The sequence below is a fragment of the Pseudomonas sp. CFBP 8770 genome, from assembly GCF_014841705.1.
Classification (GTDB): Bacteria; Pseudomonadota; Gammaproteobacteria; order Pseudomonadales; family Pseudomonadaceae; genus Aquipseudomonas.
The window spans coordinates 495,218-514,840 of sequence record NZ_JACYUL010000003.1; the positions used below are offsets into that span (position 1 = coordinate 495,218).

A 19,623-nucleotide genomic window follows, 5' to 3' on the forward strand; every position below is an offset into this window, starting at 1 on the left:
TACAGGCTCGGGTCGGCAAGCCGCGCTCGCTGTGAGACGATGCCGCCAGAATTCGCGTGTTTGGCTACGAAGGACCCAGAATAAAAGCTGATGAAGACTCCAAAACGCATTGAACCGCTGATCGAGGACGGTCTGGTGGACGAGGTGCTGCGACCGCTGATGAGCGGTAAAGAAGCAGCTGTCTATGTGGTGCGCTGTGGCAAGGAATTGCGCTGCGCCAAGGTCTACAAGGAGGCGAACAAACGAAGCTTTCGCCAGGCGGCCGAATATCAGGAAGGCCGCAAGGTGCGCAACAGCCGACAGGCCCGGGCAATGGCCAAGGGCTCCAAGTTCGGCCGCAAGGAAACCGAGGACGCTTGGCAGAACGCCGAGGTTGCGGCGTTGTTCCGGCTGGCCAGCGCCGGTGTGCGTGTGCCCAAGCCGTACGATTTTCTCGAGGGCGTGCTGCTCATGGAGATGATCTGCGACGAGGACGGCGACGCCGCCCCACGTCTCAACGACGTCGAGCTGGAACCGGACCAGGCGCGCGAGTACCACGCGTTCCTCATCCACCAGATCGTGCTGATGCTGTGCACAGGCCTGGTGCACGGCGACCTCTCCGAGTTCAACGTGCTGCTGACGCCCGATGGTCCGGTGATCATCGATCTGCCGCAGGCCGTGGATGCGGCGGGCAACAACCATGCCTTCAGCATGCTCGAGCGTGACGTCGGCAACATGGCCAGCTATTTCGGCCGGTTCGCTCCCGAGCTTCGCCAGACGCGCTACGCCAAGGAAATGTGGGCGTTGTACGAAGAAGGCAAACTGCACCCGGCCAGCGTGTTGACCGGCGAGTTCGCAGAGGAAGAAGTGGAAGCCGATGTAGGCGGGGTCATGCGTGAAATCGAGGCCGCGCGCCTGGACGACATTCGCCGACGTGCCGCGCGCGAGGCCGATGAACAGCCAACCAAGACAACGGAAGAACCGCCTCCGCCTTGGTTGCAGTAAGCGGCCGCGCTTGAAGCCGATGCCGTATTCCCTGCGTCAGCTGCAACAACCCCCGGATGCCAGCTCCTGAAGGATCGGGCAGTCCGGGCGGTCATCGCCGTGACAGTGCTCCACCAAGTGTTCCAGGGTGTCGCGCAGGCTGCTCAGCTCGCCGATTCGACGGTCGAGCTCGTCGATATGTCGGCGCGCCAGCTGTTTCACGTCGGCGCTGGCACGCCTGCGGTCCTGCCACAGCGTGAGCAGCCTGGCCACTTCTTCCAGTGAGAACCCAAGGTCGCGCGAGCGCTTGATGAAACCGAGCGTGTGCACGTCTGCTGCCTGATACAGGCGGTAGCCGCTGTCGCTGCGCACGGCTGGCGCGAGCAGTCCGATGGACTCGTAGTAACGGATCATCTTTGCACTGAGGCCGCTTTCGCGAGCGGCCTGGCCAATGTTCATGCGCGAAATGTCCTCGGATGCGTTTGCGCCAGTATCAACCTTGCCCCTCTGGCAAGGTCAATACTCCAGTGGCTCGGGCTTCAAGTACAAGCCGGCGCTGCCTGCAGCGATACGGAATTTCTGAATCTGCCCGGCCTGCAGGGTCACGATCACCGGCTTGTATTCGGTCATGCCCGGCGCACACCCGGGCGTTTGCCCAGGAAGCTGACGCAAACCGACCGACACGGGGCCTGGCGGCAGGTTGAACGACGTGGCCTGCTCCTGAAACAGCCGCCCGACCAGTTGGTCCTGCAGGTACACCCCGATCTCGCAGGACGTGGCGACTTCCAGCCGCTCTCGGGAAACGATCAGAATGCCGTAGGGCTGACCGGTACTGGCACCGGCCCAGCAGCTCTGCGCTGCCAGGGCACACATTCCGAAAAGCCATGCAGTGGTGGGGCGCATCGAATTTCTCCTGGCAGGGGGGCAGCGTCCAGCTTGGACGAGCCGCTGAAGGAATTCCAGCCCGGCCGATCCGAGCAGAACTTGATCTTTACCTTGACCTTGCCTCGATGGGAAGGTTGAGAATGATCGCAGTCCCGTCCAGCGAGGTATCTCCCATGCAACTGTTCAACGTGCAAGGCATGACCTGTGGCCATTGCGTACGCGCCGTGACTCAGGCCATTACCGCTCAAGATCCGGCTGCCCAGGTCCAGATCGATCTGGCATCGGGCAAAGTCGAAACCGACGGCAACCTGCCGCCCGAGCGAATCATCCAGCTGATCAGCGAAGAAGGCTACAGCGCGACCGCCGCATAACCCGGTTAAACTGCGTCGTCTGTACTGTCAGGACGTAGTGAATACCCGATGAACTTCAAGACCATTCTGATCCTGGGGGCGCTCAGCGCGTTCGGCCCCCTGGCGATCGACTTCTACCTGCCGGGCTTCCCGGCCATGGCGCTCGCCTTCGGCACCGACGAAAAGCACATCCAGACTACCCTGGCTGCCTACTTCCTCGGTCTGTCGATCGGCCAACTGATCTACGGCCCGGTGGCCGATCGCTTCGGTCGCCGGGTGCCCCTGCTCGTGGGTGTTTCGCTGTTCACCGTGGCTTCGCTGGCCTGTGCGTTCGCACCCACGCTGGAATGGCTCATCGTTGCCCGCTTCGTCCAGGCCCTGGGCGGTTGCGCCGGCATGGTGCTGGCTCGCGCCATCGTCAGTGACAAATGCGATGCGGTCGGCTCGGCCAAGGTGTTCTCGCAGCTGATGCTGGTCATGGGCCTGGCGCCGATCCTCGCACCCATGCTCGGCGGCGTACTGGTCAACAGTTGGGGCTGGCAGTGGATCTTCATCCTGCTCACCCTGTTCAGCGCCGCCTGCACCTTGGCCGTCGCCCTGGGCCTGCCGGAAAGCATGCCCGCCGACAGGCCCAGACGCCCCCTTGCAGGCGCACCCAGGCTGTACGCCGGCTTGTTGCTGGACCCTGTGTTCATGGGGCATGCGCTGACCGGCGGAATCGCCATGGCCGGCATGTTCGCCTATATCGCCGGGTCACCGTTCGTGTTCATCAAACTCTACGGCGTACCCGCCGAACACTATGGCTGGCTGTTCGGCAGCAATGCCGCAGGGTTCATTCTGATGGCGCAGGTCAACGCGCGCCTGTTGTCGCGTCGCGGTCCGGCGTTGCTGCTGTCGCGCACCGTATGGGTATACATGGCAGCGGGCGCTGTGCTGCTTGCGCTCAGTGCGCTGCAACCAGCGGTATTGTGGCCATTGCTGATTCCGTTGTTCGTCTGTCTGGCGAGCCTGGGCGGGATCATCCCCAACGCTTCCGCGTGTGCAATGAGCGGGCAGGGCTCGCGTGCCGGCAGCGCATCGGCGCTGCTGGGGTGCCTGCAATTCAGCCTCGCCGCCGCTGCCGCATCGTTGGTCGGGTTACTGCACGACGGCACGGCAATGCCGATGGCCTGGGTGATCGCCGGCTGCGGCATCCTCGCCGTCTGCGCGGCGGTACTGACACGCCGCTGCCAGCAGCGTCGCGACCTGCCCATAGGCACTTAGCCAGCGTTGCTCACCCGCGCCTGCGGCAAGCCGTGGGGCGCCTGCAAGCGGGCTTCCAGCGTGGCGATGAAGGCCCGCGCCTCGGCTTCGCTGCGGAATGACACCGCATGCTGGTCCATGCGCACTTGCCAGCAGCTGCCACGTGGTTGCTTCAACTCAGAAAGAAGAACTTTCATTGCGATGTCCTCGGGCTCGAGATGAGGACCCAGTGTAGTCCTCATTTCGGCCGTGCGAGCGTCATCGGATGCCCGTCGGACTGACGGCGTGGCACCGCGAAGCAAACAATCATGTAGGTCTGCGAGGACGGACATTGCGGGAAAAGTCCGTCCCGGCTGTGAGGTCAAACCTGTAATGAATCATGTATCCAACAGACCTGTTGGCAAGAGAGCGACGCGTTGCGGGCGCTTGAGCAAGCGTCCCGGAAATTGCCATCGGTAAGGGCGTCTCATACAAGTACAGGGTATTGCACACCCCTCGCATTCGATGTTCATCCCCGACGATTTCGTCCAATTCCGTACAACGGCAGGGTGCATATAATCACCCCGGCAACCATTGCCAGATTGACGAACGTTTCCACAGGGAGTGAACACATGCAACCAACACCTTGCATCAGCCGGATCGCCACATTGCTGGCCGACCCCAAGCGCAGCGCCATGCTCTGGGCGCTCATCGACGGCACCACGCGAGGCGCCGACGAGCTGGCATCGCTGGCAGGTGTCTCGCCCTCGTCGGCCGGCGCGCATCTGGCGCGGTTGTCGGCAGGTGGTCTGCTGACGCTCGAAGCGCGTGGGCGCAAGCGTTTCTTCCGCCTGGCCAAGCCGGAAGTGGGGGCAGCGGTGGAGGCATTGGCCAGCGTCTCGTTGGTGCAGGCCAATGCGGGAGTGGCGGCGCGCATCAGCGTGCCCAAGCCGCGCTCGCCCAAGGCCCTGCATCAGGTACGCCTGTGCGGTGATCATCTGGGCGGCGTGCTGGCGGCCGACCTGTTCCAGCGCATGGTCCAGAACGGCTGGCTCGAACACTATGAACAGCGGCTCGAAGTGACGGCGTTGGGCAGCAGCCGTCTGGCCAGCCAAGGCATCTACACCCAGGCGCTGGTCAATCGCGGCCGCCAGCCGCTGCACAGCTGTTGCGACTGGAGCACCCAGCGCCCGCACGTGGGTGGCGCACTCGGTGCAGGGCTGCTGACCTTGTTCCTGCAGTCGGGCTGGCTCAAGCTCAACGAAGACAGCCGCGCGCTGCAGGTAACCCGATTGGGCATGAGCGAGATCGGTCGCCTGGGTACGTGATGGGGCGCGCGAGGCGGCGCTTCGCCGCCGCCGGCCTCACTGCTTGATCAGGCGAGCATCCAGGCTGTTCTGCGCCAGGCGTCGAGCCTGATCCTCGGTCATGCCCAGATGGGTGTGCAGCGCGTGGTAGTTCTCGGTGACGTAGCCGCCGAAATAGGCCGGGTCATCGGAATTGACCGTGACCTTCACCCCACGTTCGAGCATGTCGAGAATGTTGTGCTGGCTCATGTGATCGAACACACACAGCTTGGTGTTGGAGAGCGGGCACACGGTCAGTGGAATCTGCTCGTCGATGATGCGCTGCATCAGGCGCTCATCCTCGATGGCACGCACGCCGTGGTCGATGCGTTCGATCTTGAGCAAGTCCAGAGCTTCCCAGATGTACTCGGGCGGACCTTCCTCACCGGCATGGGCGACCGTCAGGAAGCCCTCGTCGCGGGCGCGGTCGAACACGCGCTTGAACTTGCTCGGCGGATGGCCCATCTCGGAGCTGTCCAGCCCCACGGCAACGAATGCATCGCGGAAAGGCAAGGCCTGATCCAGGGTCTTCTGCGCCTCGTCTTCGCTCAGGTGGCGCAGAAAGCTGAGGATCAGCCCACTGTCGACGCCCAGCCGAGTGCGGCCGTCATTGAGTGCGGCGGTGATGCCGCCCAGCACGGTTTCAAAGGCAATGCCACGGTCGGTGTGGGTCTGCGGATCGAAGAACGGTTCGGTGTGCACCACGTTCTGGGCCTGGCAGCGCAACAGATAGGCCCAGGTCAGGTCGTAGAAATCCTGCTCGGTGCGCAACACGTCGGCACCGCGGTAGTAGAGGTCGAGAAACTCCTGCAGATTGTTGAACGCATAGGCTCCACGCAGCGCCTCTACATCATTCCAGGGCAACGCGATCTTGTTGCGCTCGGCCAGGGCGAACAGCAGCTCGGGTTCCAGCGAGCCTTCCAGGTGCATGTGCAGTTCGGCCTTGGGCAAGGCATTGAGCCAGTCGTACATGGTGTTTTCGTTCTCTCATCAGGTGCAATCGTGTCCGATTCTACAGGTATTGCCCCTGCCTCGCAGCCGCAGGGGCTTGACCGGCAGGTTCGCGCCGACATCCGGGTGCCAGTCTCGGCCGGCTGCCACGCCATTCAGGTCGAAGCGCGCGTGCTCTTTTCCACCACGCACATCGGCGTGCCTGCCACCGGCTCGCGGACGATCTGCACCTGCACCTCGAATACCCACTGCATCAATTGCGCATCGACGACCTGCCCGGGCGGGCCATCGGCTACCAGCCGTCCTTGATGCATCACCGCCAAATGATCGGCGTAGCGGCAGGCCTGGTTGATATCGTGCAACACGGTGACCACGGTCTTGCCTTCGGCGGCAAGCTGGCGCATCAGGTCGAGCAGCTCGACCTGATGGCTGATATCCAGATAGGTCGTGGGCTCGTCGAGCAACACCACTGGCGTGTTCTGCGCCAGCACCATGGCCAGCCAGGCCCTTTGCCGCTGGCCGCCAGAGAGGTCCGCCAGCGCGGTGTCGGCCAGCGATTCCAGGCCCATGCGCTGCAGGGCCTGGTCCACGGCATTGCGGTCCGTGCCACTCAGGCGTCCCCAGAAGCTGTTGTGCGGGCTGCGCCCGTAAGCCACCAGCTGGGCAACGCTGACCCCCTCCGGAATGGGCAGCACCTGCGGCAGGAACGCTACATGCTGCGCCAACGTGCGCGACGACAGTTGCGCGTACGCCTGGCCGTCGAGGCTCACCGTGCCGCATTGCGGCGTAATGATGCGTGCCAGCGCCTTGAGCAGCGTCGACTTGCCACAGCCATTGGGCCCGATCAGCGCGGTGACTTGCCCGGCAGGTGGGGTGAACGAGAGATTGCGTACGATAGGCGTGGCGCCGTAGCCGATATCCACGCCGTCGGCCTTGATGATGCTCATGATGTCAGCCCTTGAAGCGTGCCAGCAGCCAGAGAAAGTAGGGTGCGCCGATGACCGCGGTCAGAACGCCAGCCGGAATCTCGCTGGGCGCGATCAGTGTGCGGCCCAGCGTGTCGGCCAGCACCAGCAAGAGGGCGCCGATCAACATCGAGGCCGGCAGCAGGTGCTGATGATGCCCGCCTACCAGCCGGCGTGCCATGTGCGGCGCGACCAACCCGAGAAAGCCCACCGGGCCGATGATGCCCACGCCCAGGCTGCTCAACAGCACCGCCGCGCCCATCGCCAGCCAGCGTATGCGCTTGAGCGCGGTACCCAGGCTGTGCGCCGCTTCGTCGCCAAGGCCGATCAGGTTCAGCGGTTTCGCCAGGCCCAGCGCCAATGGCATCAGTACCAGGAACGGCAGGGCCAACGCGAGATGATGCCAACTGCGACTCCACAGGCTGCCCGTCAAGGCCAGCAGCGCGGTGTTGATGTCCAGCGGGTGCGAAAGGATCAGAAACTCGGTGATGCTCGACAGGGTCACGGCGATCGCCACCCCGGACAATGCAAAGCGCACGCCGGAAAAACTCACACCGCTGTTGTACAGCGCCAACAGCAGCGCGCCGCCAGCGCCGCCCACACCGGCCACCAGCGGCAGCCAGGTGAAGGGCAATTGCGGCACCGCGATGATGGCGATGGTCAGGGCCAGCCCCGCGCCCTGGGTCACCCCCAGAATCTCCGGAGACGCCAGCGGGTTGCGGATCACCCCCTGCACCAGGGCACCGGCCAGGCCCAGGGCGCTGCCGGTCAGGATCGCGATCAATCCGCGCGGCAAGCGATGATTCCACACTTCGAAGTCCAGCGGGTCATGCGCCAGCAAACGCTCGAACACTGCACTTGGCGCCAGCCAGGAGGTGCCTGCGCTCAGGCTCAGCCACAAGGCAGCGAGCAACAGCGCCAGCAGGATCAGCAGGCGAGGGTAGGGCCGGGTCATTGCGTACGCCTGGCTAGGTAGAGGAAGAACGGTGCACCGATCAGCGCGGTCACCACCCCAGCCGGCGTTTCCGCCGGGAAGGCTACGGCGCGGCTCACAAGGTCGGCCGCCAGCACGATCGCCGCACCCAGCAAAGCGCTTGCCGGAATCAGCCAGCGGTAATCGTTGCCCAGGTATTGCCTGGCAATGTTCGGTGCGATCAGGCCCACGAAGCCGATGGGGCCGACCGCGCAGACGCTGGCACCCACCAGCAGCAGGCTGGCGAAAAACACCTGCAGGCGCAGGCCGGCGATACCGACCCCCAGCGAGCGAGCCGCATCCTCGCCCAGATTCACCAGATTCAGGCGTGGTGCGCAGAAGAGTGCCCACAGAGCACCGATCAGGGTGCAGGGCCACAGCAGTTGCAGTTGCGCGGCACCGACGTTGGCCAGCGATCCGGCCAGCCAGTTGAGCACGCTCTGCGCCTGCGCCTCGACCAGTATCACGGTCAGCCGCGTCAACGCCGCACACAGTGCCGCCACGGTGACCCCGGCCAGCACCAGTCGGCCTTGCGCCGCCGCCGGGGACCAGGCACCACCCAGGCTGAAAACGATCACCCAGGCCAGGGCACCCCCCACACACGTCATCAGCAACGCGCCGCCTGCGAACGGCAGGGCCACCAGGCCCGTGGAGAACAACGCCAGGCCCAGCGCGGCGCCTGCCGTGACCCCGAACAGGGACGGCGACGCCAAGCGGTTGCGGGTAATGCCCTGCATCAATGCACCGGCCAGTCCCAGACAGGCACCGACCAACGCCGCGCAGAGCGCCCGCGGCACCCGCAGCTGAGCGACGATATAGGCCATGTTGCCGCCCTCACGGCCCTGGCTGAACAGCCCGTTGAACGCATCCGCCTGACTGATCGTGAACGGCGACCAGGCGTACAGCGACATCCAGAACAGCCCGGCGACGGCTACCGTGCCAAGCCCCATCGCCCACCAACGCCTCATTCAGGGCGTCATGGCGGCTTTGCCGCCCTTGAGAATGGCCAGTGCGTCTTCGGCAATCTGCTCGGACGCCATCACCCCGCGGTTGCGTGCCCACGTATCACCGTCGACCTCTGCAACCTGATGATTGCGCACTGCGCCCAGTACTTGCCACAGGGGCTGCTGGCTCCAGCTGTCGACCAGGCTCGGATGCCGGTAGTGCCCCACCATCAGCCAGGCAGGGTCCAGTGCCAGCAGTTGTTCCAGGCTGACGAACTCGGTCGGTGCCGCGTTGCTGCGTACCGGCGGGACCTGCAAACCGATGGCCGCCAGTACGCTGCCCGCATAGGAGCGGGGTCCATGTACGGAGAAGCTGTCTTCCCGAGCCACACCGAACAGCACTTTGGTCCCGGCGGGCACCTGCCCGGCGATGTCGGCGAGGCTGCGACGGTTCTGCGCGATCCGCGCCTGCATCGCCTCGCTCTTGCCCAACGCCCGACCAATCAACTCGGCGGACTTCAAACTGCCTTCATAGTCTTCCCCGCGCGAAGGCAGCAGCAAGGTCGGCGCCAGGCTCGCCAGGTCGCTGTACAGCGCCTGGTGGCGATTGAGATCGGCAATGATCAGGTCAGGCTTGAGGCGTGCGATCTGTTCGATGCTGGGCTGGGCACGCAGGCCCACCGAACTCCATTGGCCAATGGCCTGACGTACCCTGGGCAATACGCGATTGGCATCGCCATCGTCGGCGGCGCCTACCGGGGTGACGCCCACCGCCGCCAGGCTATCGAGAAAGGAGAACTCCAGCACCACCACACGTTGTGGTGCCTGAGGCAGATGGACGGTGTGTTGGCCATCATTTATATCGATGGGCGCTGCGACGACCAGTCGTGTGCACAAGGCCAGGACACTGGCGACGATCATCGAGGTGAGGCGGGAACTGCGCATGGACAAATACCTTCGCTGTGGAACCTGCGCGCTGGGCGGGCGCGCAAAAACGGCGGGTACTATTCCATATCAGGCTGTCCTGATCAAAAAACATTCTCTTTTACGAGTGTTTCGCGCTTCTGAAATTACCTTCGAAACGATGGGTACAGCTCAACATTCCACCAGGTTGACCGCCAATCCGCCGCGCGAGGTTTCCTTGTATTTGTCGTGCATGTCGGCACCGGTGTCACGCATGGTCCGAATGGCGTGATCCAGCGAGATGAAGTGCTCGCCATCACCGCGCAGTGCCATTTGCGCGGCATTGATCGCCTTGACCGCGGCAATTGCGTTGCGCTCGATGCACGGCACCTGCACCAGGCCACCGACCGGATCGCAGGTCAGTCCCAGGTTGTGCTCCAGGCCGATTTCCGCTGCGTTCTCGACCTGCTCGGGCGTGGCACCCAGAACCTCGGCCAAGCCGGCAGCCGCCATGGCGCAAGCCGAACCGACCTCACCCTGGCAACCCACCTCGGCGCCGGAAATCGATGCGTTCTTCTTGCACAGGATGCCTACCGCCGCCGCTGCCAGGAAGAACCGGACCACGTCGTCGGCCGAGGCTTCCGGGCAAAACTTCATGTAGTAGTGCAACACCGCCGGAATGATCCCGGCCGCGCCGTTGGTGGGAGCGGTCACCATGCGCCCGCCAGCGGCATTTTCCTCGTTGACCGCGAGGGCAAAGACGTTCACCCACTCCATGGCGCTGAGGGTGGAACCGATGACGTTGGGCTTGCCGATCTCCTGCAGGTTCTGGTGCAGACGATAGGCGCGGCGGCGCACGTTCAGCCCGCCCGGCAGAATGCCTTGCCCGGTCAGACCCTTGTCCACGCAGGCCTGCATCGCCTGCCAGATCACCGCCAATTGCTCACGAATCTGCGCTTCGGAGCGCCAGGCCTTTTCGTTTTCCATCATCAGTGCCGCAATGCTCAGGCCGGTGCGCTTGCACAGGCTCAGCAACTGCGCCGCCGAGGAAAAGTCGTAGGGCAGGGCCGTGGTGTCGTTGTCCAGCACACCGCTGGCAGCCTGCTCGGCATCGACCACGAAACCGCCACCGACCGAATAGTAGGTCTGCTCATGCACCTCGCCATTCTGCAAGTGCGCCACCAAGGTCATGCCATTGGGGTGGTAGGGCAGGCTCTCATCGAGCAGAAGCATGTCGCGCTGCCAGTCGAAATGGATCATGTGATCGCCCAAGTGCAGGCATTGCCGCTGGATCACTTCGTCGACCCGAGGCCCGACGGTATCCGGGTCGACCCGGTCGGGCCATTCGCCCATCAAGCCCATCAGTGTCGCGCGGTCACTGCCATGGCCTATGCCGGTTGCGGACAGCGAGCCATACAAGCGGGCTTCGATCCGCTCCACCAGCGGTGCAATGCCCTGTTCGGTGAGATTTTTGGCAAACAAGGCAGCGGCGCGCATCGGGCCCACCGTATGCGAACTGGAGGGGCCGATGCCGATCTTGAACATGTCGAATACGCTGATAGCCATGTCTGCCTCATTCTCTCTCTATACACTCGTGCCTTATCTTTGGCCTGACAGACATTTCAGACAAACGATACTTACTAAGTCATTGTTTAGCGGGGCTCACCGATGAGCAAGATCCTCAATGCCCAAATGCACGCCTGGCTGCAGGTGTTTGCCTGCGCCGCACGGCATCTGTCCTTCACCCGCTGCGCCGATGAATTGCATGTCACCCCCGGCGCCATCAGTCAGCAGATGAAGCAGTTGGAAGATCGCCTGGGCTTTGCGCTGTTTCATCGGGTGGGCCGCGGCCTGCAATTGACTGCGCAGGGGCAGCGCCTCGCGGTGGTCGCCAACGAAGTGCACAGCCGCATCGACGAAGAACTGCGGCTGTTGCATTCCGGCACCATTGGCGGCGTATTCAAACTGCGCAGCATCCCTTCCTTTTTGAGCAAGTGGCTGATGCCACGCTTGCCCAGCCTCGAGCGGGCTTTCCCCGAGCTCCAGCTGCGGGTGATCGCCGAAGACAGCAGCGGCTCACTGCGTGACGACGATTTCGACCTGGCCATCGACCTCAACGATGGCAGCTACCCGGGCCTGGTCACTACACCATTGCTCGAAGAGGAACTGTTCCCGGTGTGCTCGCCAATGCTGCTGGAAGGTCGTCCGCCATTGGACAGCCCTGGCCAGCTGGTGCACTTCCCATTGCTGCACGACATCACCGCCTGGCGCGGCAGCTATGAATATGCGGAGTGGGAGTTCTACCTCTCGGCCATCGGCGCCGAAGGCATCGATGTGCGCCGCGGCCACACCTTCAATCGCAATCACCTGACCATCGATGCGGCGCGCATGGGCATGGGTGTCGCCATCGCCCGTCGCGCGCTGATCACCGACGAGCTGGAGCAAGGCTCGCTGATCGTGCCGTTCGGATGGCCCATCCAGGCTCGCAAGAAATACGTGCTGGCCTACCGCGAAGGCGCACTCAACACCCCCACCCGACGCGCTGTCCATGACTGGCTGGTGGCCCAGGCACAGGTCTGCCCCTGAACCTTTGCCCCTGTCTCGTACTCTGATCCGCTGATTCTTGTTACATCCAGTTACTTTCAGCGGCACAGGTCGCAGCAATCAGTAAAGGCAGGCCATGATCGCGTTACTCAAGCAGGAAAAATTTCTACTTCTGGCGGTGATCGCCGCCTGCATTGCCTTCCCGGCCGAGCACTACCTGCTCAGCCATGGTCAAGGCGTGGCACTGGGCGCGGGTATCGCCCTGGTCGTGGCGATTATCTTCGCCTCGGTGCGAGTTGCCGGGCACGCCGAGTTGCTCGCCGAAAAATTCGGTGACCCCTACGGCACCATGATCCTCACCCTGTCGGCGGTGCTGGTCGAAGTAGTGGTACTGGGCATCATGATGAGCAACGAGCCATCACCGACTCTGGTGCGCGACACCATCTATTCGGCGGTCATGCTCGACATCAACGGCATTCTCGGGCTCGCGGCACTGATGGGCGGGCTCAAGCATGGCGAACAGTCCTACAACGACGATTCGGCGCGCAGCTACAGCGTCATGATCCTCACCGCCATGGGTGTGTCCATGGTGGTGCCGGAGTTCATCCCCGAGGGCAACTGGAAGGTCTACTCAGGCTTCACCATCGGCGCCATGCTGGTGCTCTACGCCTTGTTCCTGCGCATGCAGGTCGGGCCGCACAGTTACTTCTTCAGCTACAACTATCCGGAAAAGAAGAAGCGCAAGGGCGTGACCACCGAACCCGAGAAGCCGGTTCACCTGGGTTGGTCGGTGGGTACCCTGGTGTTCGGTATCGTCGTCATCGGCGCTCTGGCCGAAGTCATGTCCAAGACCATCGACCTGGGTCTCGAGGGCACCGGCGCACCACCGGTAATGACGGCTATTCTGGTGGCAGCCATTTCCGCTGCGCCGGAAATCCTGACTGCACTGCGTGCAGCATTGGCCAACCGCATGCAATCGGTGGTCAACATTGCCTTGGGTGCCTCGCTGTCAACGGTGATTCTTACCGTGCCGGTCATGGAAGGCCTGGCCCTGTACAGCGGCCAGCCGTTCCAGATGGCGATGACGCCGGTGCAGACAGTGATGATCTTCATCACCCTGCTGGTCTGCGCGATCAACCTCAACGACGGCGAAACCAATGCCATCGAGGGCATGACCCACTTCGTGTTGTTCGCGACCTTCATCATGCTATCGATCCTGGGCCTATAAACCACCGTCTACCTGGCAACGCCCGCATCCTGTAGGAGCGGGCAGTGCCCGCGAAGAGGCCCCCGCTGACACCACCGCTTCCCGCGGACCTCACCAGTCGATCTTCTCGCCCTTGTAATCGAGAAACTGCAGCCCGCCCTTGCCCAGTTGCCCGGTGATGACATCCACCAATCCCCGGGTACTGGTGGCAACGTCCAGACTGGCACCGTCACCGCCCATGTCGGTCTTCACCCAGCCCGGATGCATCGACAGTACCGTCAACTGCGGCCGCGCCAACTCCGTCACGAAGGTATTGGTCATCGAGTTCAAGGCCGCCTTGCTCGCCTTGTACAACGCCATGGGCGAGCCTTCAGGCATCGCCACGCTGCCCAGCACCGAACTCATGAAGGCGATCGCACCGCCGTCGGCGACATTGCCCGCCAGTCGCTGGGCCAGACGGATCGGCGCCACGGCATTGATGACGAACAGTTCACCGATGTCTGCATCACTGGCCTGGTCAGTGTTGTAGCCCGCCGGCCCGGACACCCCGGCATTGATGAAGAGCAGATCGAACGTTTGCTGCTGCAGCCGCAGGCTCAGGGCATCCATGGACTCCAGGCGAGTCATCTCCAGCGCCTCCACCTTCGCGCCGGTGGCCGTCAGCGCCGGCGGCACCTTGCCCAGATCGCGAACCGTGGCCGTCACCTCCCAGCCATCCTCGCTCAAGCGTTCCACCAGGCCGAGGCCCAGGCCACGGGATGCACCAATCACCAGCGCTTTCTTTGCAGTTGTCATTGCCACTCTCCTGGACAAAGGAAACAGACTAGCACTCGCAGTGAGCAAGCGACGCGCTCATAACGCGTCGGCTTCCAGGATGATCCGCCCCCGGGAAAGGTCGGCAAGCTGCTGCGCCAGGAGTGGGATGGCCTCACTGGCCACCGCCAGCCGCAGGTCGACGCCGTTACTGGTGAAATCTTCTGCAGTGACCAACCCCTGAGCCTCGGCCACCCGAAGCTTGACCAGGGCCAGCTCACTGAATGTGCAGGAACAGCTCACCGCCACCCGCGCGATCACCAGGCGCTTGGGCGCTTGCTGCAGGCATTTGTTCGCCCCTCCGCCATAGGCTCGGGCCAACCCTCCTGTACCCAACTGAATGCCGCCGTACCAGCGAATCACCAGCACCACCACTTGATCGCAATCCTGGGCTTCTATCGCCGCCAGGATCGGTCTGCCGGCGGTACCGCCCGGCTCGCCGTCGTCGTTGCTGCGGTACTGATCGCCCAGCTTCCACGCCCAGCAGTTGTGGGTCGCGGCCAGGTCACTGGTCTGTTCGATGAACGCCTGGGCGTCCTGCACGCTGGCAATCGGCGCGGCGAGGGTAATGAAACGACTCTTGCGAATCTCCTCGCGGTACTCGCAGGGTCCCAGCAGGGTGGAAGGCATCGCTATCTCTTGGCTGTGGCAGTGATTACACCGCGGGGGTCAATCCGCATCCTTTCAGAATGATGCGGATCAGGTTGTCACTGGCGTGTTCGAAGTCTTGCCGCGTCAGACGCGCCTGTCCGGTGACCCGACAGATCTGCGTGGCAAAGTCGGCGTAATGCTGGGTACTGCCCCACAGCAGGAAGATCAGGTGCACGGGGTCGACGGGATCCATCTTGCCGGCGTCGATCCAGGCCTGGAACACCCCGGCACGCCCCGCGAACCAACTGCGATAGTCCTGGCTGAAGTATTCGCTCAGGCACTCGCCGCCGCTGATGATCTCCATGGCGAAGATCCGTGACGCCAGTGGCTGGCGGCGGGAGAACTCCATCTTGGCGCGGATGTAGCAGGTCAGCGCCTGCGCCGGATCATCCTCGGCGCGCAGCGTATTGAAGGTGCTGTCCCACAACTCGATGATGTTGCTCAATACCGCAATGTACAGGCCCAGCTTGTTGGTGAAGTAATAATGCAGGTTGGCCTTGGGCAGGCCCGCATTCAGGGCAATGGTGTTCATGCTGGTGCCCTTGAAACCGTGCCGGGCGAACTCGTCTTCGGCCGCCTTGAGAATCGCTTCTTCATTCTTCTGGCGGATGCGGCTGGCAGGTTTGCCACTGGCCGAGGCGCTGTGCGCGGGGACTTCAAGACTCATGGGCGACTTCCGAACCGATCGTTTGAATACTGCAGATGCGTTGATAGCGTACCCGCCCTGATCCGACAAGCCTTGATGGATAAACCACGACGATCCTTCAGCGTGTCTGCGCCAGGCTTTCCAGAAAGCTTTCCAGCACCAGATGGCGCCTTCTGCCCTTGCGCGTGACCCAGGACAGCGTCAGGTCATAGAACCGCTCGCTTGGTTTCAGCGCGCGCAGACGCCCCTGCTGTACCCAGAAGGTAGCGTAGTGGTCGGGAAGATAGCCGATGTAGCGTCCCGTCAGAATCAGAAACGCCATGCCCTCGCGATCCGAGGCGCTCGCGGTGCACTTGAGCACCTGGTAACGGGCCTGGATATCGGCCGGCAGACGAAATGTCGGCGCGATGGCTTCCTGTGCGTTGAGCCGGTCGCCATCGAGCGCCTCGTCACTGGCGTAGAACAGCGGGTGGCCGACCGCGCAGTACAACAACGAACGCTCACTGTACAGCGGCTGGTACTCGAGCCCCGACAGCGGACTCGACTGCGGCACCACGCCAACATGCAAGCTGCCATCGAGTACGCCCTGCTCGACCTGGCTGGGCGCGATCATGCGAATCTGGATGCGCACATCGGGACCGCGGTCCTTGAGTTGTGCCAATGCATGGGTAATGCGCATGTGCGGCAGCGTCACCAGATTATCGGTCAAACCGATGTTCAGCTCGCCACGCAGGTGCTGATGCAGGCCGTTGACACCGGTGCGGAAGCTTTCCAGCGCCGCCAGCAACTGCAGCGCCGATTGATAGACCTCGCGGCCTTCCTCGGTCAGGGAAAACCCTGCGCGGCCACGCTGACACAGGCGCAGGCCCAAACGCTGCTCGAGGTCGCTCATCTGCTGGCTGATCGCCGAGCGCCCGATGCCAAGGACATTCTCGGCTGCAGAAAAGCCGCCGCACTCCACCACGCTGCGAAAGATGCGCAGCAGGCGAATATCGAAATCACTGACCTGCGCGAGCGGATCGGGGCGACGGCTCATAGTTTAGTAGCTGCCTGACTGAAGATCGCAAAAGTTGGGTTTTCCAGACTTTATCGTCGTGACACCGTAGAGGCAACACGCTTGTCATCGCGTCTTCAATCGCTCAATGAGGTTTGTGCACATGAACATGCCCGAGAATGCCCCTGTCGGCATCACCAGCCAGCTCAAGCTGGATGCTCACTGGATGCCGTACACCGCCAACCGCAGCTTCCAGCGTGACCCGCGGATCATCGTCGCGGCCCAGGGTAGTTGGCTGACCGATGACAAGGGCCGGCAGATCTACGACAGCCTCTCCGGCCTGTGGACCTGCGGTGCGGGCCACACGCGCAAGGAAATCCAGGAAGCGGTGTCGCGTCAGCTCGGTGTGCTCGACTACTCACCCGCGTTCCAGTACGGCCATCCGCTGTCCTTTCAGCTGGCGGAAAAAATCACCGACCTGACCCCCGGCAACCTCAACCACGTCTTCTATACAAACTCCGGCTCCGAGTGCTGCGACACCGCCGTGAAAATGGTCCGTGCCTATTGGCGCCTGAAAGGCCAGGCCACCAAGACCAAGATGATTGGCCGGGCCCGTGGCTATCACGGCGTCAACGTTGCCGGTACCAGCCTGGGCGGCGTCAACGGCAACCGCAAGATGTTCGGCCAGTTGATGGACGTGGACCACATCCCTCACACCCTGCTGCCGGGCAATACCTACTCCAAGGGTTCGCCGGAGGAGGGTGGCATTGCCTTGGCCGACGAGATGCTCAAGGTCATCGAGCTGCACGATGCTTCCAACATCGCCGCCCTGATCGTCGAGCCCATGGCCGGTTCGGCAGGTGTACTGCCACCGCCCAAGGGCTACCTCAAGCGTCTGCGTGAAATCTGCGACCAGCACAATATCCTGCTGATCTTCGATGAGGTCATCACCGGCTTCGGTCGCACCGGCGCCATGTTCGGCGCCGACACCTTCGGTGTGACGCCGGACCTGATGTGCATCGCCAAGCAGATCACCAACGGCGCCATTCCGATGGGCGCCGTCATCGCCAGCACCGAGATCTACCAGACCTTCATGAACCAGGCCACGCCTGAGTACGCCGTGGAATTCCCCCACGGCTATACCTACTCGGCGCACCCGGTTGCCTGCGCCGCTGGCCTTGCCGCGCTGGACCTGCTGCAGCGCGAAAACCTGGTACAAAACGTCGCCGAGCTGGCACCGCATTTCGAAAATGTGCTGCACGGCGTCAAGGGCGCGAAGAACATCGTCGACATTCGCAACTATGGCCTTGCCGGTGCGATCCAGCTGGCGCCACGCGACGGCGACGCCATCGTGCGCCCTTATGAGGTGTCCATGAAGCTGTGGAAAGCCGGGTTCTACGTGCGTTTCGGCGGTGACACCCTGCAGTTCGGCCCAACCTTCAACGCCCAGCCGCAAGACCTCGATCGCCTGTTCGACGCCGTTGGCGAAGCCCTCAACCAGATCGACTGACCCTTTTTCCAAGGAGCCCATTGCATGAGCACTATCCAACACTTGATCAACGGCGATCTGGTTTCCAGTGGCGACCGCACGGCCGATGTCTTCAACCCGTCGACCGGTCAGGCCATTCGCAAACTGCAGCTGGCCAGTCGCGAAACCGTGCAACTGGCCATCGACGCCGCCAAGGCCGCGTTTCCAGCCTGGCGCAAGACTCCAGCGGCCAAGCGTGCCCAGGTGATGTTCCGTTTCAAGCAACTGCTCGAGCAGAACGAAGCCAAGATCGCCCAGATGATCAGTGAAGAGCATGGCAAAACGCTGGAAGACGCTGCTGGTGAACTCAAGCGCGGCATCGAAAACGTCGAGTTCGCCTGCGCAGCGCCCGAAGTGCTCAAGGGTGAGTACAGCCGCAACGTCGGCCCCAATATCGATGCCTGGTCAGACTTCCAGCCACTGGGTATCGTTGCCGGTATCACGCCGTTCAACTTTCCGGCCATGGTCCCGCTGTGGATGTACCCGTTGGCCATCGTCTGCGGAAACTGCTTCATCCTCAAGCCGTCCGAGCGTGATCCCAGCTCTACACTCTATATAGCCCAGTTGCTGTTGGAGGCCGGCTTGCCAGCCGGCGTGCTGAACGTCGTGCATGGCGACAAGGTCGCGGTGGATGCCCTGATCGAAGCGCCGGAGGTCAAGGCATTGAGTTTTGTTGGCTCCACACCCATCGCCGAGTACATCTATAGTGAAGGCACTCGCCGTGGCAAGCGTGTCCAGGCTCTGGGGGGAGCCAAGAACCACGCAGTCCTGATGCCCGATGCCGATCTGGACAACGCAGTCAGCGCCTTGATGGGCGCGGCCTACGGTTCCTGCGGTGAGCGCTGCATGGCCATTTCGGTAGCCGTGTGCGTCGGCGACCAGGTTGCCGACGCGCTTGTGGCCAAGCTGACCCCGCAGATCAAGTCGCTGAAGATCGGCGCTGGTACCTCTTGCGGCCTGGACATGGGCCCACTGGTGACCGCCCAAGCCCGTGACAAGGTCTCAGGCTATGTCGACGACGGTGAGCAGGCCGGCGCCAAGCTGGTCGTGGACGGTCGCGGTCTGAGTGTATCGGGCAACGAAGAAGGCTTCTTCCTCGGCGGGTGCCTGTTCGACCACGTCACTCCACAGATGCGTATCTATAAAGAAGAAATCTTCGGCCCGGTGTTGTGCATCGTCCGTGTCGAAAGCCTCGAGCAGGCCATGCAGTTGATCAACGACCACGAGTACGGCAACGGTACGTGCATCTTCACCCGTGACGGTGAAGCGGCACGCCTGTTCTGCGACGAGATCGAAGTCGGCATGGTCGGCGTCAACGTACCGCTGCCGGTGCCGGTCGCCTATCACAGCTTCGGCGGCTGGAAGCGCTCCCTGTTCGGCGACCTGCATGCCTATGGCCCGGATGGCGTACGTTTCTACACGCGACGCAAGGCCATCACCCAGCGCTGGCCACAACGTGCCAGCCACGAAGCGTCGCAGTTCGCTTTCCCTAGCCTTTAAGCCTCGAGAAAGGGCGGGCCGTCAGGCCCGCCCTTTGCTTTCAGGGATATATGACAGTTTTTTGAAATTACCTGTTGACGCCTCTCTCGATGTGTCTATAATTCGCCCCACTTCCGGCGCAGCCGAAACAATAAACTCTTTGTTAATCAATGAGTTGGCCGTTTCAGAGAGCTCGGAAGGGTTTCGATCTTCAAGGTCGGAAGCGGTGAAAAAGGCAGTTGACAGCGGTTTGAAACGCT

General features: G+C 62.8%; 22 protein-coding genes. 8 read left to right on the forward strand and 14 right to left on the reverse strand.

All coding sequences use genetic code 11. The features are described from left to right. Positions 1–90 precede the first annotated feature (90 nt). On the forward strand, positions 91–984 hold the full coding sequence (locus IFT98_RS09525; RefSeq protein WP_192048212.1) for a PA4780 family RIO1-like protein kinase: 894 nt from the start codon (positions 91–93) through the stop codon (positions 982–984). 36 nt (positions 985–1,020) lie between these two features. On the opposite strand, the gene cueR is transcribed toward IFT98_RS09525, so the two are convergent. After that, positions 1,021–1,422, reverse strand: coding sequence for a Cu(I)-responsive transcriptional regulator (gene cueR / locus IFT98_RS09530; protein WP_192048214.1), 402 nt, complete (start codon positions 1,420–1,422; stop codon positions 1,021–1,023). Positions 1,423–1,479: 57 nt separating this feature from the next. Next, entirely contained in the window at positions 1,480–1,866 is a 387-nt protein-coding gene (locus IFT98_RS09535; protein ID WP_122714690.1) for a hypothetical protein, read from the reverse strand. Between the two features lie 155 nt (positions 1,867–2,021). On the opposite strand from IFT98_RS09535, the gene IFT98_RS09540 reads away from it, so the two are divergent. Beyond that, a complete protein-coding gene (locus tag IFT98_RS09540) occupies positions 2,022–2,219 on the forward strand; it encodes a heavy-metal-associated domain-containing protein (protein WP_192048216.1) in 198 nt (65 codons plus the stop codon). 48 nt (positions 2,220–2,267) lie between these two features. After that, entirely contained in the window at positions 2,268–3,461 is a 1,194-nt protein-coding gene (locus IFT98_RS09545) for a multidrug effflux MFS transporter (protein WP_192048218.1), read from the forward strand. Here the strand turns inward: IFT98_RS09545 and IFT98_RS09550 are convergent. Then, entirely contained in the window at positions 3,458–3,637 is a 180-nt protein-coding gene (locus tag IFT98_RS09550; RefSeq protein WP_122796457.1) for a hypothetical protein, read from the reverse strand. The genes IFT98_RS09545 and IFT98_RS09550 overlap by 4 nt on opposite strands. A 414-nt stretch (positions 3,638–4,051) precedes the next feature. On the opposite strand from IFT98_RS09550, the gene IFT98_RS09555 reads away from it, so the two are divergent. After that, positions 4,052–4,747, forward strand: a complete 696-nt coding sequence (locus IFT98_RS09555) for an ArsR/SmtB family transcription factor (RefSeq protein WP_192048220.1) — start codon at positions 4,052–4,054, stop codon at positions 4,745–4,747. A gap of 36 nt (positions 4,748–4,783) precedes the next feature. On the opposite strand, the gene IFT98_RS09560 is transcribed toward IFT98_RS09555, so the two are convergent. From IFT98_RS09560 to IFT98_RS09585, 6 genes are all read right to left on the reverse strand, one after another. Then, positions 4,784–5,737, reverse strand: a complete 954-nt coding sequence (locus IFT98_RS09560) for an adenosine deaminase (RefSeq protein WP_192048222.1) — start codon at positions 5,735–5,737, stop codon at positions 4,784–4,786. A 134-nt stretch (positions 5,738–5,871) separates the two neighbouring features. Further along, on the reverse strand, positions 5,872–6,663 hold the full coding sequence (gene fecE, locus IFT98_RS09565; protein WP_192048224.1) for a Fe(3+) dicitrate ABC transporter ATP-binding protein FecE: 792 nt from the start codon (positions 6,661–6,663) through the stop codon (positions 5,872–5,874). Positions 6,664–6,667: 4 nt separating this feature from the next. Next, the gene (locus tag IFT98_RS09570) at positions 6,668–7,636 is read right to left on the reverse strand and encodes an iron chelate uptake ABC transporter family permease subunit (RefSeq protein ID WP_192048226.1); all 969 of its coding nucleotides are present in this window, start codon (positions 7,634–7,636) and stop codon (positions 6,668–6,670) included. Then, complete coding sequence (fecC, locus tag IFT98_RS09575; protein ID WP_192048228.1) at positions 7,633–8,622, reverse strand: iron-dicitrate ABC transporter permease FecC; 990 nt, start codon at positions 8,620–8,622, stop codon at positions 7,633–7,635. The genes IFT98_RS09570 and fecC overlap by 4 nt, the downstream gene beginning before the upstream one ends. Further along, the gene (locus IFT98_RS09580) at positions 8,623–9,519 is read right to left on the reverse strand and encodes a Fe(3+) dicitrate ABC transporter substrate-binding protein (protein WP_446730827.1); all 897 of its coding nucleotides are present in this window, start codon (positions 9,517–9,519) and stop codon (positions 8,623–8,625) included. 174 nt (positions 9,520–9,693) lie between these two features. Then, a complete protein-coding gene (locus IFT98_RS09585) occupies positions 9,694–11,067 on the reverse strand; it encodes an L-serine ammonia-lyase (protein ID WP_192048231.1) in 1,374 nt (457 codons plus the stop codon). Between the two features lie 102 nt (positions 11,068–11,169). On the opposite strand from IFT98_RS09585, the gene IFT98_RS09590 reads away from it, so the two are divergent. Together IFT98_RS09590 and IFT98_RS09595 are read left to right on the forward strand one after the other, a co-directional pair. Next, complete coding sequence (locus IFT98_RS09590) at positions 11,170–12,087, forward strand: LysR substrate-binding domain-containing protein (protein ID WP_122796449.1); 918 nt, start codon at positions 11,170–11,172, stop codon at positions 12,085–12,087. 94 nt (positions 12,088–12,181) lie between these two features. Next, complete coding sequence (locus tag IFT98_RS09595) at positions 12,182–13,273, forward strand: calcium:proton antiporter (protein ID WP_122714702.1); 1,092 nt, start codon at positions 12,182–12,184, stop codon at positions 13,271–13,273. Between the two features lie 90 nt (positions 13,274–13,363). On the opposite strand, the gene IFT98_RS09600 is transcribed toward IFT98_RS09595, so the two are convergent. The 4 genes from IFT98_RS09600 to IFT98_RS09615 form a co-directional block, all read right to left on the reverse strand. Continuing rightward, entirely contained in the window at positions 13,364–14,047 is a 684-nt protein-coding gene (locus IFT98_RS09600) for an SDR family oxidoreductase (RefSeq protein WP_192048233.1), read from the reverse strand. Positions 14,048–14,104: 57 nt separating this feature from the next. Then, on the reverse strand, positions 14,105–14,695 hold the full coding sequence (locus IFT98_RS09605; RefSeq protein WP_192048235.1) for an IMPACT family protein: 591 nt from the start codon (positions 14,693–14,695) through the stop codon (positions 14,105–14,107). Between the two features lie 25 nt (positions 14,696–14,720). After that, positions 14,721–15,383 carry a TetR/AcrR family transcriptional regulator gene (locus IFT98_RS09610; protein WP_192048237.1) on the reverse strand — a complete coding sequence of 221 codons (663 nt, stop codon included), beginning with the start codon at positions 15,381–15,383 and terminating at the stop codon, positions 14,721–14,723. Positions 15,384–15,480: 97 nt separating this feature from the next. Continuing rightward, a complete protein-coding gene (locus tag IFT98_RS09615; RefSeq protein WP_192048239.1) occupies positions 15,481–16,398 on the reverse strand; it encodes a LysR family transcriptional regulator in 918 nt (305 codons plus the stop codon). 121 nt (positions 16,399–16,519) lie between these two features. Between IFT98_RS09615 and IFT98_RS09620 the strand changes: the two genes are divergently transcribed. Then, positions 16,520–17,866 carry an aspartate aminotransferase family protein gene (locus IFT98_RS09620; protein WP_122714707.1) on the forward strand — a complete coding sequence of 449 codons (1,347 nt, stop codon included), beginning with the start codon at positions 16,520–16,522 and terminating at the stop codon, positions 17,864–17,866. Between the two features lie 24 nt (positions 17,867–17,890). Further along, positions 17,891–19,384 (forward strand): CoA-acylating methylmalonate-semialdehyde dehydrogenase, encoded by a 1,494-nt coding sequence (locus IFT98_RS09625; protein ID WP_122480266.1) that lies wholly within the window; start codon positions 17,891–17,893, stop codon positions 19,382–19,384. 21 nt (positions 19,385–19,405) lie between these two features. Here IFT98_RS09625 and IFT98_RS09630 read toward each other — a convergent pair. Next, the coding region (locus tag IFT98_RS09630) for a hypothetical protein (RefSeq protein ID WP_192063053.1) at positions 19,406–19,623 on the reverse strand (218 nt) is incomplete at its 5' end.

What these genes read in the sequence shown, in the direction of transcription:
- IFT98_RS09605 (WP_192048235.1), bottom strand. Translation starts at nt 14,695, where the DNA reads ATGCCTTCCACCCTGCTGGGACCCTGCGAGTACCGCGAGGAGATTCGC.
- IFT98_RS09525 (WP_192048212.1), top strand. Translation starts at nt 91, where the DNA reads ATGAAGACTCCAAAACGCATTGAACCGCTGATCGAGGACGGTCTGGTG.
- IFT98_RS09585 (WP_192048231.1), bottom strand. Translation starts at nt 11,067, where the DNA reads ATGGCTATCAGCGTATTCGACATGTTCAAGATCGGCATCGGCCCCTCC.
- IFT98_RS09570 (WP_192048226.1), bottom strand. Translation starts at nt 7,636, where the DNA reads ATGACCCGGCCCTACCCTCGCCTGCTGATCCTGCTGGCGCTGTTGCTC.
- IFT98_RS09595 (WP_122714702.1), top strand. Translation starts at nt 12,182, where the DNA reads ATGATCGCGTTACTCAAGCAGGAAAAATTTCTACTTCTGGCGGTGATC.
- fecC (WP_192048228.1), bottom strand. Translation starts at nt 8,622, where the DNA reads ATGAGGCGTTGGTGGGCGATGGGGCTTGGCACGGTAGCCGTCGCCGGG.
- IFT98_RS09600 (WP_192048233.1), bottom strand. Translation starts at nt 14,047, where the DNA reads ATGACAACTGCAAAGAAAGCGCTGGTGATTGGTGCATCCCGTGGCCTG.
- IFT98_RS09610 (WP_192048237.1), bottom strand. Translation starts at nt 15,383, where the DNA reads ATGAGTCTTGAAGTCCCCGCGCACAGCGCCTCGGCCAGTGGCAAACCT.
- IFT98_RS09535 (WP_122714690.1), bottom strand. Translation starts at nt 1,866, where the DNA reads ATGCGCCCCACCACTGCATGGCTTTTCGGAATGTGTGCCCTGGCAGCG.
- IFT98_RS09550 (WP_122796457.1), bottom strand. Translation starts at nt 3,637, where the DNA reads ATGAAAGTTCTTCTTTCTGAGTTGAAGCAACCACGTGGCAGCTGCTGG.
- IFT98_RS09560 (WP_192048222.1), bottom strand. Translation starts at nt 5,737, where the DNA reads ATGTACGACTGGCTCAATGCCTTGCCCAAGGCCGAACTGCACATGCAC.
- IFT98_RS09625 (WP_122480266.1), top strand. Translation starts at nt 17,891, where the DNA reads ATGAGCACTATCCAACACTTGATCAACGGCGATCTGGTTTCCAGTGGC.
- IFT98_RS09580 (WP_446730827.1), bottom strand. Translation starts at nt 9,519, where the DNA reads ATGATCGTCGCCAGTGTCCTGGCCTTGTGCACACGACTGGTCGTCGCA.
- IFT98_RS09555 (WP_192048220.1), top strand. Translation starts at nt 4,052, where the DNA reads ATGCAACCAACACCTTGCATCAGCCGGATCGCCACATTGCTGGCCGAC.
- IFT98_RS09620 (WP_122714707.1), top strand. Translation starts at nt 16,520, where the DNA reads ATGAACATGCCCGAGAATGCCCCTGTCGGCATCACCAGCCAGCTCAAG.
- IFT98_RS09590 (WP_122796449.1), top strand. Translation starts at nt 11,170, where the DNA reads ATGAGCAAGATCCTCAATGCCCAAATGCACGCCTGGCTGCAGGTGTTT.
- IFT98_RS09540 (WP_192048216.1), top strand. Translation starts at nt 2,022, where the DNA reads ATGCAACTGTTCAACGTGCAAGGCATGACCTGTGGCCATTGCGTACGC.
- cueR (WP_192048214.1), bottom strand. Translation starts at nt 1,422, where the DNA reads ATGAACATTGGCCAGGCCGCTCGCGAAAGCGGCCTCAGTGCAAAGATG.
- IFT98_RS09545 (WP_192048218.1), top strand. Translation starts at nt 2,268, where the DNA reads ATGAACTTCAAGACCATTCTGATCCTGGGGGCGCTCAGCGCGTTCGGC.
- fecE (WP_192048224.1), bottom strand. Translation starts at nt 6,663, where the DNA reads ATGAGCATCATCAAGGCCGACGGCGTGGATATCGGCTACGGCGCCACG.
- IFT98_RS09615 (WP_192048239.1), bottom strand. Translation starts at nt 16,398, where the DNA reads ATGAGCCGTCGCCCCGATCCGCTCGCGCAGGTCAGTGATTTCGATATT.